11 protein-coding genes are annotated in these 14,072 nt (G+C 70.4%); 10 read left to right on the top strand and 1 reads right to left on the bottom strand.

Features of this window, described 5'->3' with window-relative positions; genetic code table 11:
* Positions 1-3: 3 nt before the first annotated feature.
* The 4 genes from BLR21_RS11245 to BLR21_RS11230 are packed head-to-tail and all read left to right on the top strand — an operon-like array spanning position 4 to position 4,680.
* Complete coding sequence (locus BLR21_RS11245) at positions 4-1,209, top strand: ABC transporter ATP-binding protein (protein WP_090005777.1); 1,206 nt, start codon at positions 4-6, stop codon at positions 1,207-1,209.
* Entirely contained in the window at positions 1,206-2,486 is a 1,281-nt protein-coding gene (locus BLR21_RS11240) for an ABC transporter substrate-binding protein (RefSeq protein WP_090005776.1), read from the top strand. Before BLR21_RS11245 ends, BLR21_RS11240 begins: the two co-directional genes overlap by 4 nt.
* On the top strand, positions 2,483-3,778 hold the full coding sequence (locus BLR21_RS11235) for an ABC transporter permease subunit (protein WP_090005775.1): 1,296 nt from the start codon (positions 2,483-2,485) through the stop codon (positions 3,776-3,778). The genes BLR21_RS11240 and BLR21_RS11235 overlap by 4 nt, the downstream gene beginning before the upstream one ends.
* Positions 3,775-4,680 (top strand): carbohydrate ABC transporter permease, encoded by a 906-nt coding sequence (locus BLR21_RS11230; RefSeq protein ID WP_090005774.1) that lies wholly within the window; start codon positions 3,775-3,777, stop codon positions 4,678-4,680. The genes BLR21_RS11235 and BLR21_RS11230 overlap by 4 nt, the downstream gene beginning before the upstream one ends.
* Before the next feature lie 3 nt (positions 4,681-4,683).
* Here BLR21_RS11230 and BLR21_RS11225 read toward each other — a convergent pair whose 3' ends face one another.
* The gene (locus tag BLR21_RS11225) at positions 4,684-5,706 is read right to left on the bottom strand and encodes a LacI family DNA-binding transcriptional regulator (RefSeq protein ID WP_090005773.1); all 1,023 of its coding nucleotides are present in this window, start codon (positions 5,704-5,706) and stop codon (positions 4,684-4,686) included.
* Between the two features lie 151 nt (positions 5,707-5,857).
* Between BLR21_RS11225 and BLR21_RS11220 the strand changes: the two genes are divergently transcribed.
* The 6 genes from BLR21_RS11220 (at position 5,858) to BLR21_RS11195 (ending at position 14,046) form a co-directional block, all read left to right on the top strand.
* Positions 5,858-7,489 (top strand): glycoside hydrolase family 13 protein, encoded by a 1,632-nt coding sequence (locus tag BLR21_RS11220; protein WP_090005772.1) that lies wholly within the window; start codon positions 5,858-5,860, stop codon positions 7,487-7,489.
* Between the two features lie 16 nt (positions 7,490-7,505).
* Complete coding sequence (locus tag BLR21_RS11215) at positions 7,506-8,867, top strand: ABC transporter substrate-binding protein (RefSeq protein ID WP_090005771.1); 1,362 nt, start codon at positions 7,506-7,508, stop codon at positions 8,865-8,867.
* A gap of 3 nt (positions 8,868-8,870) precedes the next feature.
* Positions 8,871-9,830, top strand: coding sequence for a carbohydrate ABC transporter permease (locus BLR21_RS11210; protein ID WP_256334628.1), 960 nt, complete (start codon positions 8,871-8,873; stop codon positions 9,828-9,830).
* A complete protein-coding gene (locus BLR21_RS11205) occupies positions 9,815-10,687 on the top strand; it encodes a carbohydrate ABC transporter permease (RefSeq protein WP_218130842.1) in 873 nt (290 codons plus the stop codon). The genes BLR21_RS11210 and BLR21_RS11205 overlap by 16 nt, the downstream gene beginning before the upstream one ends.
* A gap of 37 nt (positions 10,688-10,724) precedes the next feature.
* The gene (locus BLR21_RS44390; RefSeq protein ID WP_090005770.1) at positions 10,725-13,646 is read left to right on the top strand and encodes a carbohydrate-binding protein; all 2,922 of its coding nucleotides are present in this window, start codon (positions 10,725-10,727) and stop codon (positions 13,644-13,646) included.
* Positions 13,647-13,767: 121 nt separating this feature from the next.
* Positions 13,768-14,046: a DUF4342 domain-containing protein gene (locus tag BLR21_RS11195; protein ID WP_090005769.1), complete on the top strand. Its 279-nt coding sequence runs from the start codon at positions 13,768-13,770 to the stop codon at positions 14,044-14,046.
* The last annotated feature ends 26 nt before the right edge of the window (positions 14,047-14,072 follow it).

The following is a 14,072-nucleotide window of genomic DNA, read 5'->3' as shown; positions in this document are numbered from 1 at the left end:
GGCGTGGCAGAAGTCGTTCTGACGGGGCTGGGCAAGGCCTACGGTGACGGCACCCGTGCGGTCACCGACCTCAACCTGGAGATCCGCGACGGTGAGTTCCTGGTGCTCGTGGGCCCGTCGGGCTGCGGCAAGACGACGGCGCTGCGGATGATCGCCGGGCTCGAGCAGATCACCGAGGGCACGATCCACATCGGCGAGAACGTCGTCAACGACGTGCCGTCCCGTGACCGCGACGTGGCGATGGTGTTCCAGTCGTACGCGCTCTACCCGCACCTCAACGTCTACGACAACATCGCGTTCGGCCTCACGCTGCGCAAGCTCGCGAAGAAGGAGATCGACCACCGCGTCCGCGAGGTCGCCGACGTCCTCGAACTGACCGAGCACCTCGACCGCAAACCCCGCAACCTCTCCGGCGGGCAACGCCAGCGCGTCGCCATGGGCCGGGCGATCGTGCGGGCCCCGCAGGCGTTCCTGATGGACGAGCCGCTGTCCAATCTGGACGCCAAGCTGCGCGTGCAGATGCGGGCGCAGATCGCGCGCATCCAGCGCGAGATCGGCGTGACGACCGTGTACGTCACGCACGACCAGACCGAGGCCATGACGCTCGGCGACCGCGTGGCCGTGATGCGCCGTGGTGTGCTGCAACAGGTCGGGCCGCCCCAGGAGCTCTACGACCGGCCCGTCAACCTGTTCGTCGCCGGGTTCATCGGCTCGCCGGGCATGAACCTCGTGTCCGCGAAGCTCGACGAGGACTCCGGCGGCCGGTTCTGGGTCTCGCTGGGCTCCGACGCGCTGCTGCTGCCGGAGTCCGTGCCGCAGCAACGGCCCGCGCTCAGGCAGTACGTCGGCCGCGACGTCGTGGTCGGCATCCGCCCCGAGGACATGGAGGACACGGCCCTCGCCGACGCCCGCGAGGGCGAGATCTTGCACTCCGTCGCCGACCTGGTCGAGGCGATGGGCTCGGACGTCCTCGTGCACTTCCCGGTCGACGTCCCGCCTGTCGTCACCGACGACACCCGCGAGCTCGCGAAGGACGCGGGCACCGACGACCTGCCCAAGGCCGGCAAGGGAACCGTCCTCGTCGGACGGTTCAGCCCGCGCACCCGCATCTACGAAGGACAACCCGTCGCCGCCTGGGTGGACACCTCCCGGCTGCACTTCTTCGACCCGGCCACCGGGTCCTCGATCTGGAAGCAGGAGCTTCAATGAGGAAGCAATGGATCGCGTTGCTCGCGCTCACCGCCGCCGCGTGCTCAGGCGGTGCGGCGGGAACCGGGACCACCGAGGACCTCAAGGGCCAGACCGTCGAGGTCGTCGGCCCGTGGACCGGCGACGAGCAGAAGAGCTTCGAGCAGGTGCTGAAGGTGTTCACCGACAGGACGGGTGCCGAGGTCAGGTACACACCCGCCGGTGACGAGCTGCCGACGGTGGTGCAGACCAGAATCTCGGGCGGCACACCACCGAACGTCGCCCTGATCGCCCAGCCCGGTCTCGTCGCGCAGTTCGCCAGGGCCGGGGCGTTGAAGCCGGTGAACGCCGACGTCGAGAAGGCCGTCACCGACCACAACGCGGCGGTGTGGAAGCAGCTCGGCAGCGTCGACGGCAAGCTCTACGGCTTCGCCTTCAAGACCGCCAACAAGTCCGCGTTCTGGTACAGCGAGAAGGCCTTCCAGCAGGTCGGTGCCACGCCGCCGGCCACGTGGGACGATCTGATCAAGACCAGCAGGGCGATCTCCGAGACCGGACTCGCCCCCGTGTCGGTCGGCGGCGCGGACGGCTGGACGCTCACCGACTGGTTCGAGAACGTCTACCTGCGCACCGCGGGCCCGGACAACTACGACAAGCTCGCGAAGCACGAGATCCCGTGGACCGACCCGACCGTGCGCAAGGCGCTGGAGGAACTGGCGAAGCTCTGGGGCGACCCGACGCTGATCGCGGGCGGGGCGCTGCAGACCGAGTTCCCGAAGTCCGTGACCAACGTCTTCGGCGAGCCCTCCACGGCCGCGATGGTGTTCGAGGCGGACTTCGTCGCCAGCATCATCACCACGAACACCAAGGCGAAGGTCGGCGAGGACGCCAGGTTCTTCCCGTTCCCGTCCGTCGCGGGCAGCAAGGACGCCGTGGTCGCCGGCGGTGACATGGCCGTGCAGTTCAAGGACGACAAGGCCACCACCGAGCTGATGAAGTTCCTGGCCTCGCCCGAATCCGGCAAGGTCTGGGCCGGCCTGGGCGGATTCCTCTCGCCCAACAAGGACATCCCGGAGACCGCGTACCCCGACGCCGTGACCCAGGAGCTCGCCAAGCGGATCGTCGACGCGGGCGACAACGTCCGGTTCGACATGTCCGACCTCGCGCCGGCCGCGTTCGGCGGCACGAAGGGCGCGGGGGAGTGGAAGGACCTGCAGGACTTCCTGGCCGACCCGAAGAACGTGGACGGCATCATGGCGCGCCTGGAAGCCAACGCGGCGAAGGCCTTCGGAAAATGAGGCTTCGGCCGAACGTGGACGCCGCGCCGGGGCGCTCGCCCCGGCAGGCGATCCCGTTCCTGCTCCCCGCGCTGGTCCTGCTCGCGGCGCTGGTGCTCTACCCGCTGGTGTTCTCGCTGATCCGCAGCTTCTTCGACGCGAGCGGGGACGAGTTCGTCGGTCTGCGCAACTACGTCGACACCTTCACCGACCCGCGGACGCTGACCGCGTTCCGCAACAACGTGATCTGGGTGGTGGTCGCCCCGGCGGCCGTCACCGGCATCGGCCTCATCCTCGCGGTGCTGACCGAACGCATCCGGTGGGCCACGGCGTTCCGGCTGGTGCTGTTCATGCCGATGGCGATCTCGCTGTTCGCCTCGGGCATCATCTTCCGGCTCGTGTACGACGAGGCGCCGAACCAGGGCGTCGTGAACGCGGTCGTCGTCGGCGTGCACGACATGTTCAGCCCGGCGTCGCAGTACCCCGGCGCACGGCCCCGTGACGGTTACGCCGCAACGGAAGCGGGCTTCGCCTCGATCCGGCCGGCCCAGGCGGGCGACACGATCTCGTTGCCGCTCATCGGGTACTCGCCGCAGGACGTGCCGCCGCAGGCGCTTCCGGCCTCCCCGCCGGCCGCGGGCACCGGTGAGCTGCGCGGCGTGCTGTGGCTCGACGTGTCGCTCGGTGGCAGGGCCGGCGCGGTCGACCCGACCGAGCGCGGCCTGCCCGGCATCGCGGTGGAGGCCGTGCGGGACGGCCAGGTCGTCGCCCGCACGACGACCGGTGACGACGGCAGGTTCACGTTCCCCGACCTCGGCGCGGGCGGCGTGACCGTGCGGCTGCCGGCGGAGAACTTCACGCTGCCGTTCCGCGGCCTGACCTGGCTCGGGGCGTCGCTGATCACCCCGGTGATCATCTCGTCCTGGATCTGGATCATGACCGGGTTCGCGATCACGTTCATCGCGGCGGGCCTCTCGGCGATCCCCCGGGACGCGCTGGAGGCCGCGCGGGTCGACGGCGCGACCGAGTGGCAGGTGTTCAAGCGCGTCACCATCCCGCTGCTCTCCCCGGTGCTGCTGGTGGTGTTCGTGACACTCGTGATCAACGTGCTGAAGATCTTCGAGCTGGTGTTCGTCATCGCGCCGGGCTCGGTGCAGTCCGAGGCCAACGTGCTGGCCCTGCAGATGTGGCAGGTGTCCTTCGGCACGGGCGGCGACCAGGGGGCGGGCAGCGCGCTCGCGGTGATCCTGTTCCTGCTGGTGGCCCCGGCGATGCTGTTCAACATCCGCCGATTCCGACGGGAGCGGTCATGACCCTGGTGGCCGAAGAGGTCCGCATCGACGTGCCGGTGTCCGGCGCGCCCAGACGGAGTGTGCTGACGAGGCTCGTCGCCCGGCTCGGCAACGGTGTCGTGCAGGTCGTGCTCGCCCTGGTGGCGGTGTTCTGGCTGGTGCCGGTGTTCGGCCTGCTGATCGCGTCGTTGCGCGACGAGTCGGCCAACACCGCGAACGGCTGGTGGACGGTGTTCACCAAGCCCGCCGAGCTGACGCTGGCCAACTACGCCGAGCTCGTCGCGAACCAGGCGGTGTGGCAGTCGTTCCTGAACACCTTCTACATCGCCGTTCCCGCAACGGTTCTGGTCGTCGTGTTGGCGTCGCTGGCCTCGTACGCGCTGGCGTGGATCGAGTTCCCCGGCCGCGAGACGCTGACCGTGGTCGTCGTCGGGTTGCTGGTCATGCCGATCCAGGTCGCGCTCATCCCGGTGGCGAAGCTGTTCGGCGCGCTGGGGCTGTTCGGCACGATCACCGGCGTGGTGCTGTTCCACGTCGCGTTCGGACTGCCGTTCGCCATCTTCCTGCTGCGCAACTTCTTCACCGGCATCCCGCGCGACCTGATCGAGGCCGCGCGGATGGACGGCGCAACCGAGTGGGTGATCTTCAAGCGGGTGATCCTGCCGGTGGCCAAGCCGGCGATCGCCTCCCTGACGATCTTCCAGTTCCTCTGGGTGTGGAACGACCTGCTGGTGGCGCTGGTGTTCGCGGACCAGGACTCGGCGCCGATCACGGTGGCGCTACGGGCCCAGCTGCGGCAGTTCGGCACGAACATCGACATGCTCTCGACGGGCGCGTTCCTGTCGATGGTCGTGCCGCTGGCGGTGTTCCTGGTGTTCCAGAAGTACTTCGTGCAGGGCGTGCTGGCCGGATCGACGAAGTAGCCGCTAGCGCGCCGGGGGTGCCGTCGAGTTGCGGGTCACCAGGCGCACGTCCAGCACCAGCGGGCCGGCCGGCCGCTCGCCGCCTTCGACGAGGGTGAGCAGGCGGTCGACGGCGTGGGTGGCCTTGCCGACGATGTCCTGGGCGATGGTGGTGAGCTTCGGCGTGATGTACGCGCTGATGTCCAGGTCGTCGAAGCCCACCACCGACACCCGGTCCGGGACGCCGATCCCGGCCTGCAGCATGCCCTCGATGATGCCGATCGCCAGGATGTCCGCGGTGGCGAACACGGCGGTCGCGTCCGGGTGCGCGCCGAGCCAGCGCCTGCCCAGTGCGACGCCGTTCTCGTGCGTGGTGTTCAGCGTCTCGACCGGACAGTCCGCCATGGACAGACCTGCATCTTCGAACGCCTGCTGGAAGCCCAGGAAGCGCTCGTGGACGACACCGACGTCGGTGAACGACGGTCCGGCGAAGACGATCCTGCGGTGTCCCAGGGAGAGCAGGTGCGCGGCGGCCAGGCGGGCGCCGGTGAAGTCGTCGGAACGCACCCCGGTCGTCAGCGGGCCGGCGGCGTAGCTGTCGATCGCCAGCACCGGGGTCGCGCCGGTGACCCGGCGGTGCAGGGCGGCGATCTCCTCGTCGAGGAAACCCAGCAGCACCGCGCCGTCGAGGCTCCACGAGCGCAGCGCCTCGCCGATCTCGGCCGTGTCGGAGACCCCGCGCAGCAGCAGGTGGTAGCCGCGCTTGCGGAGCCTGCGCTCGATCTGGCCGATGATCGCGATGTTGTGCGGGCTGATCGCCAGGCTGTCCTCGCTGGCGGCCGGCACCAGCAGCCCGACCAGCCGGGACCGGTTGGCCGCGAGGCTGCGGGCCGACGCGCTGGGCACGTACCCGCGTTCGTCGATGATCCGGCGCACCCGCTCGACGGTCTCCGCCGAGACCCGCGCGCTCTTGCCGTTGATCACGTTCGACACGGTCATCACGCTGACGCCCGCCGCTTCCGCGATGTCCTTCAAGGTGACCCGCATCGCCGGTGCAGCCCCTCCGATTTCCGTCGTTGACACCCTCTGTGCCCGCAGGCTAGCGTCCCACGCCACAGAGATTTAACGCTACACCTAACCTGATCAGCGACGATCGGCAGCCTGCCGTGCTTCGGGATCGAACGAGGGGAATCGCACCGTGACGACGGACCTGCCGCCGCCCGCGCCCTGGTGGCGCGACGCGGTGATCTACCAGATCTATCCCCGCAGCTTCGCCGACTCGGGCGGCGACGGGATCGGCGACCTCGGCGGGGTGCGCGCCCGGCTCGGCCACCTGCGCGACCTGGGGGTCGACGCGATCTGGTTCACCCCCTGGTACCTCTCGCCGATGGCGGACGGCGGCTACGACGTCGCCGACTACCGCGCCATCGACCCCGCCTTCGGCACCCTGGCCGACGCCGAGGCGCTCATCGCCGACGCCGCCGCGCTCGGCATCCGCACGATCGTCGACGTGGTGCCCAATCACGTCTCCAGTGACCACACCTGGTTCCAGGCCGCACTGGCGGCGGGTCCCGGCTCGCCCGAGCGCGAGCGTTTCTGGTTCCGCGAGGGCAAGGGCGAGCACGGCGAACTGCCCCCGACGAGCTGGCGGTCGAGCTTCGCGGGCGGCACGTGGACCCGCGTCACCGAGGCGGACGGCCGGCCCGGCCAGTGGTACCTGCACCTGTTCGCCCCCGAGCAGCCCGACCTCAACTGGAACCACCCCGAGGTGCGGCGCGAGCACGAGGACGTGCTGCGGTTCTGGTTCGACCGCGGCGTGGCGGGCATCCGCGTCGACTCGGCGTCCATGCCGGTCAAGGACCCGGAACTGCCCGAGGTGCCGGAGACCTACGCCGCGGGCGAGCACCCGTTCATCGACCGCGACGAGCTGCACGACATCTACCGGGGCTGGCGTGCCGTCGCCGACTCCTACGCCGAGCCGCGGGTGCTGGTAGGCGAGGTGTGGCTGGACGACCAGAAGCGCTTCGCCCGCTACCTGCGCGCCGACGAGATGCACTCGGCGTTCAACTTCGACTTCATGGGCCGTCCCTGGGACGCCAAGGAACTGCGCGAGTCCATCGCGTCCACTTTGGACGCCCACGCCCCGGTGGGCGCGCCCGCGACGTGGGTGCTGTCCAACCACGACGTGACCAGGCCGGTGACCCGATACGGCCGCGCCGAGACGTCGTTCTCGTTCCTGGCCAAGCGTTTCGGCGAGCCCACCGACCTGGCGCTGGGGGAGCGGCGGGCACGGGCGGCGGCGCTGCTGACCGCGGCCCTGCCCGGCGCGCTCTACCTCTACCAGGGTGACGAGCTGGGCCTGCCCGAGGTCGAGGACCTGCCGCTGGAGGTGCTGCAGGACCCGATGCACTTCCGTTCCGGAGGCGTCGACCCCGGCCGTGACGGCTGCCGCGTCCCGCTGCCGTGGACCCGCGAGGGCAGCTCGCACGGCTTCGGGCCGGAGGACGGGCAGCCGCCCTGGTTGCCGCAGCCCACCGGCTGGGGGAGCCGGTCGGTGCAGGCGCAGCACGACGACCCCGCGTCGATGCTCGCGCTGTACCGGTCCGCACTCGCGCTGCGCCGCGCCGAGGCGGGCCTGCGCGGGGAGTCCTTCGCCTGGGTCGACCTGGGACCGGACACGATCGCCTTCCGCCGCGACGACGTGGTGTGCGTGGTCAACTTCGGCCCCGGCCCGCTCCCGCTGCCCCCGCACCGGGAGGTCCTGCTCACCAGCGCCCCGCTCGACGGGGCAAGCCTGCCCACCGACGCCGCCGCGTGGCTGCGCGCGTAGTTCCCCTGGAGAGACAATGAAGTCCCACCGTGCAAGAGTCGCCGCCGCTCTCGTGTTGCCGCTGGCACTGACCGCGTGCGGCGCCACCCCCGACGAGGTCACCGCCGACGGCAAGGTCGTCCTCACCGTGGCCATGGACGCCGGGCTGGAGGCCAAGGCGGTCGAGGCTTTCAACGCCCGCGTCGCGCAGTTCGAACAGGCCAACCCCGACATCGATGTGAAGCCCCAGGAGTACACGTGGACGGCGGCGACGTTCACCGCGCAGCTCGCGGGCGGCACCGTGCCGGACGTGCTGACGGTGCCGTTCACCGACGGCCGCGGGCTCATCGAACGCGGCCAGATCGCCGACATCAGCGGCCAGGTCGCCGCCCTGCCCTACGCCTCGTCGCTCAACCCGGCCGTCGCCAAGGCGGGCCAGGCCGCCGACGGCAAGCAGTGGGCGGTCCCGATCGCCGCCTACGGCCAGGCCCTGCACTACAACCGCACCCTGTTCACCCAGGCCGGGCTCGACCCCGACAAGCCGCCGGCGACGTGGGCCGCGATCCGCAGTGCCGCCAGGCAGATCACCGAACGCACCGGCCAGGCCGGCTACGCGCAGATGACCCAGGGCAACACCGGCGGGTGGATCCTCACCACGCTGGACTACGCCTTCGGCGGGCGCACCGAGAAGGTCGACGGCGAGAAGGCCGAGGCCACCATCGACACCCCGGAGATGACCGAGGTCCTCAGCGCGTTGCGTGCCATGCGGTGGGACGACAACTCGATGGGCGCGAACTTCCTCTACGACTGGGCGGGCATCAACCAGGACTTCGCCGCCGGCCGCATCGGGATGTACGTCTCCGGCGGTGGCAACTATGGCAACCTGCTCACCCAGAACGGCCTCAAGCCCGCCGACTACGGCGTCGCCGCGCTGCCGCTGGCGGACAAGCCCGAGGCCGGTGTGCTCGGTGGCGGCACGCTCGCCGTCGTCAGCCCGAACGCGGGCGACCGCGGCAAGAACGCCGCCGTGAAGTGGATCGACTTCTACTACATGGGCAAGCTCACCGCCCAGGACGCCGCCGTCGCCGACGCGAAGACGCTGGCCGAGACCAAGCAGCCCGTCGGGGTGCCCGCGCTGCCGGTGGTGGACCGCGCCACCTACGACAAGCAGCAGGAGTGGGTCAGGCAGTACGTGAACGTGCCGCTGGGGCAGATGAAGCCCTACACCGACGCGATGTTCGACCAGCCGCTGGTCACCGAGCCGACGAAGTCCACCCAGGAGGTCTACAAGATCCTGGACACGACCGTGCAGAAGCTGCTCACCGACCGCGGTGCCGACATCGCCGCGCTGCTCAAGGCCGCCGACGCCGAGGCGCAGCACACGATCGGCCGGGGCTGAGCGGTGGTCCTCCAGTCCCAGGCTCCGGTGGCGGCGGTCGTCGTACCGCCGCCACCGGCACCCCGCCGGCGCACACCGTCCACCTGGGTCCGCCGCGGCGGGCTGACCACCCTGCTGTTCCTGCTGCCGTTGCTGCTGGTGTTCGGGGTGTTCTCGTGGGCGCCGATCGCGCAGTCGGTGGTGATGAGCTTCCAGCAGACGAACCTCGTCGGGCCGGTGCGGTTCGTCGGCCTGGACAACTTCGCCCAGGTGCTCGGCGACCCTCTACTGTGGACCGCGGTCGGCAACACGCTGTGGTTCGCGGTGCTGGCGCTGGTGTTCGGCTACCCGATCCCGCTGGTCGCCGCCGTGCTGATCAGCGAGGTCCGGGCCCGCCGCGGCCTCTTCAGCGCGCTGGCCTACCTGCCGGTGGTGGTGCCACCGGTGGTCGCGGTGCTGCTGTGGAAGTTCTTCTACGACGCCAGTCCGTCCGGTGTGTTCAACACCGTGCTCGGCTGGGCCGGGCTGGGACCGTGGCAGTGGCTGCAGAACCCCGGCAGCGCCATGCCCGCGCTGGTGCTGGAGGCGACGTGGGCGGCCGCCGGCGGCACGGTGATCATCTACCTGGCCGCGCTGGCCGGTGTGCCCGCCGAGCAGTACGAGGCCGCCGAGATCGACGGCGCCGGGATCTGGCGCAAGATCTGGCATGTGACGCTGCCGCGGTTGCGCGGGGTGCTGCTGGTGACGTTCATCCTGCAGATCATCGGTACCGCGCAGGTGTTCCTCGAACCGTTCCTGTTCACCGGTGGCGGCCCGGCCAACTCGACGATGACCGTCCTGCTGCTGATCTACGACTACGCCTTCGCCAGCAGCCTCGGCGGTGACTACGGCGCCGCGACCGCGCTGAGCATCATGCTCGCCGCCGTGCTGGCCGTGCTCTCGGCCCTCTACCTGCGGGTGACCAAGTCGTGGAGCGCGTCGTGAAGCGCGGGCTGATCTCCCCGTCGGAACGGGCCACCCCGGCGATCCGCCGGACGTTGCGCATGGTGCAGGGCCTGCTGCTGGGAGCGTTGCTGCTCACCGGTCTCGGGCCGATGCTGTGGCTGGCCAAGGCGGCGGTCACGCCGACCCAGGACACGCTGCGCACACCGTTGTCGCTCTTCCCGACCGGTGTCGACCTGACCAACCTGCTCACCGCGTGGACCAGGGTGGAGATCGACAAGTACTTCCTCAACACCGTGGTGATCGCCGCCGGGTCGTGGCTGGTGCAACTCGTCGTGGCCACCACGGCCGGCTACGCGCTGGCGATCCTGCGGCCCCGCTACGGGCGGCTGGTCACCGCCGTCGTGCTCGGCACGCTGTTCGTCCCGGCGATCGTGCTGCTGGTGCCGCTGTACCTGACGGTCGTGCGCGCCGGGATGATCAACACGTTCTGGGCGGTGTGGCTGCCCGCGGGTGCCAGCGCGTTCAACGTCGTTCTGGTGCAACGGTTCTTCGCGAACCTGCCGCGCGAGGTGCTGGAGGCCGCACGGGTCGACGGCGCCGGGCCCGTGCGGGTGTTCTGGTCGGTGGTGCTGCCGCTCTCCCGCCCGATCCTGGGCGTGGTGTCGGTGTTCGCGGTGGTGGCCAGCTGGAAGGACTTCCTCTGGCCGCTGCTCGTGCTGCCCGACCCGGCGGTGCAGCCGCTGTCCGTGCGGCTGCCCGCGTTGCAGCGCTACGTCGAGCTCGACGTGTTCCTCGCCGCGCTCGCCATCTCGTCGGTCATCCCGGTGGCGCTGTTCCTGGTGTTCCAACGGCTGTTCCTGCAGAGCGGCGCGCTTGAAGGAGCGGTCAAAGGCTAGGCCCTGTACCGAATCCCTCGCCTAGGAGACAACAACGATGTTGTGGAAGATCCGCGCGGCCGTGCTGGCCGCTGCCGTCGTGGCGGGCGCAGTCGCCGCCACCGGGCCGGTTTCGGCCGCACCTGCCACCTACCAGGCCGAGTCCGCCGCGCTCTCCGGCGGCGCTCGCGCCGAGACCGAACACGCCGGGTACACCGGAAGCGGGTACGCCGGCGGGTTCACCGACGCGAACCGCGGTACCGCCGCGGTCACCGTCACCACGAGCGGGTCGACCGCCGGTGCGAACCGGCTGGTCCTGCGCTATGCCAACGGAACCGGCGGCACCCGCACCGTCACCCTGGCCGTCAACGGCGGCACCCGGCAGCTCTCGCTCCCGGCCACCGCGGGCTGGGCGTCGTGGGGGACGGTGAGCCAGAACGTCACCCTGAACGCGGGCGCCAACACCCTCGCCGTGCGTTATGGCAGTGGCGACAACGGAAACGTCAACATCGACAGCCTGTCGGTGGAGCCCGTGGTGCCCGCGGCCGGGGTCGTGGAGGCCGAGTCCGGGACGCTCTCCGGTGGCGCGCGAGCCGAGTCCGAACATGGCGGGCACACCGGCAGCGGATACGTCGGCGGGTTCGTCGACGCCAATCGCGGCTCGGCGGTGACGTTCACCGTCGCCGGTACCGCGACGAGGTCGAGCCTGGCTCTGCGCTACGCCAACGGAACCGGCTCGCCGCGCACCATGACCGTCACGGTCAACGGTGCGGCGCAACAGGTGTCGCTGCCCGCGACCGCGTCGTGGAGCGAGTGGGCCACCGCGAACGTCACGGTCACCACCGTCGTGGGGTCCAACACCGTCGCGGTGTCCTACGGCAGCGCGGACAACGGCAACGTCAACCTCGACAACGCCGCCCTCACCGCGGACGACACGACCCCTGCCCCAGAAGGCACCGCCGAGCTGGAAAGCGGCTTCCTCGGCGGAGGTGCCGTGCCGGCCACCACGGCGGGCGCGACCGGAACCGGCGCGGTCTCACTGCCCGGCACTGGTGCGCGGGTCATCCGGACGATCAACCAGACCGCCGCGGGCACCGCCACCATCACCTTGCGCTACACGGCATCCGCGAACGGCGCCGTGACCACCTACGTCAACGGCGTCAAGGGCGCGCAGCTGTCGCTCACCGGCGGCAGCGGCTGGCGCACCGCCACTCACACCGCCGTGCTGAGGGCGGGCCTGAACATCGTCGGCTACGGCGACGCGACCGGCGTCCAGCTCGACCACATCGCCGTGACCGGCTCGGCCGCCCTGGCCGCACGAGGCGCGACCGTCCCGTTCACCACCTACGAGGCCGAGGCCGGCACCACCACCGGCACCAGGCTCACCCCGGCCCGCCAGTACACGACCGACGCCGCCGAGGCCTCCGGGCGCAGCGCCGTCAAGCTCACCGGCGTCGGCCAGTACGTGCAGATCACCCTGACCCGGCCCGCCAACGCCCTCACCGTCCGCGCGAGCGTCCCCGACGGCACCTCCGCGCCGCTGGCGGTCCACGCGGGCGGTTCCAAGGTCGGAGACCTGTCCCTGACCTCGAAGTACAGCTGGATGTACGGCGCGTACCCGTTCGCCGAGGGCCCGGGCGGAGTGCGCCCGCACCGCTACTTCGACGACGCGCGAATTCTGCTCCCGCAGACCTATCCCGCGGGCACCGTGATCCGTCTGGCCAAGGACACCGCGGCTACCGGCTACATCACCGTCGACCTGGTCGACGCCGAAGTCGCCACCGCCACGACCGCACCCGCCGGTTACGTCGACGCCCGCACCCACGGCGCGAACCCCGGCGACGGGGCCGACGACAGCGCCGGGATCCGCGCGGCCATCGCGGCAGCCCAGGGCACCCCGGCCAAGGGCGTGTGGCTACCTGCGGGCGCGTACAACCTGAACAGCGTGGTGAACGTCAGCGGCGTGGACGTGCGCGGCGCCGGCATCTGGCACACCGTCCTCAATGGAGTAAACCGCCGTGGCGGCTTCGCCATCACCGGCGCCGGCACCACGATCGCCGACCTCACGTTCGACGGCGACGTCACCACCCGCGACCCCGACGAGGCACCGAACTCCGACTCGTTCATCGAGGTGGAGTCCGGCTCCGCGGCCACGGTGTTCAACGTCGCGACCAACCACGCCAAGACGGGCCTGTGGCTCAAGCAGGCCGACGGCTTCTTCGCCGCGGGCCTGCGGGTGCGCAACACCATGGCCGACGGCCTCAACATCAACGGCAACAACGGCCCCACCACCAACGTCCGCGTGGAGCAGAGCACGTTCCGCAACACCGGCGACGACGGCATGGCCATGTGGTCCTGGGACCGCAACAACACCGTCAGCCGCAGCGTGTTCGCCTTCAACACCATCGCGTTGCCGATCCTCGCGAACGGCGCCGCGATCTACGGCGGCACCGACAACCGCATCGAGGACTCGCTGATCAGCGACACGGTGTTCAACGGCGCCGGGATCATGGTGTCCAGCTGGCACGAGGCCAAACCGTTCGCCGGCACCACCGCCGTGCAGCGCACCACGCTCACGCGAGCCGGCACCCGCAACTGGGACTGGAACAGCCACACCGGCGCCGTCTGGCTGTTCGCGGAACGCGCCGACATCACCGGAGCCCTGGTGCTGAAAGACCTCGACATCACCGACGCCGGCTACCACGGCCTGCTTTTCAGCTGGAACAAGGCGATCACCAACGTCACCGTCGACAACGTCAGGATCAACGGCACCGGCGGCGCGACCGACGCGTTCACCGACGACAAGGGCGTCGCGGTCTCCAACGCCGGCTCCCACGGCATGCACCTCAACCTGGTGACCGGCACCGGGCGCTTCGACCGCGTCACCGTCGCGGGCGTCAAGGGCAGCGGCAGCCAGGGCATGGCCAACGACGAGAGCCGCTACACCGTCCAGCGCGGCACCGGCAACTCGGGCTGGTAGCTCTGAGTACCCTGTTCTCCGAGGGGCAGATCAGGTAGGGGTCAGGGGAAACCCTGATGGCAGGGCGTCCGGCCGCGGGCAAGCTGGAGTCGTCAAGGAGATCCGCAGTTCTAGGAGAGTCATGAGCGAATCCACGTCCGAGTCCGCCCGTACCGCCGTCGACTCGGTGGTCGACGCCGTGCGCGGGCTGGTGAACGAGGGCATCAACCGTCGTGTTGTCGTGCGTGACAGCAAGGACGACGTGGTGCTCGAGGTGCCGTTGGCTCTCGGGCTGGTCGCGGCGTTCGCCGCTCCGGTGGCCACGACGATCGGAGCCGGTGTCGCGCTGGTCGGCAAGTGCGGGATCAAGCTGGAGAACCGCCAGGCGCCCGCGGCGCAGGCCGAGGCCGAGCAGGCGTAGTGAGCGGGTCGGTGCCGTCACCAGCG

Origin of the sequence: Lentzea albidocapillata subsp. violacea, from assembly GCF_900100275.1 — a bacterium.
In the GTDB taxonomy this organism is placed as follows: Bacteria; Actinomycetota; Actinomycetes; order Mycobacteriales; family Pseudonocardiaceae; genus Lentzea; species Lentzea violacea.
The sequence above is the reverse complement of the archived record's forward strand: the minus strand, read 5'-3'. Positions and strand labels throughout refer to the sequence as shown.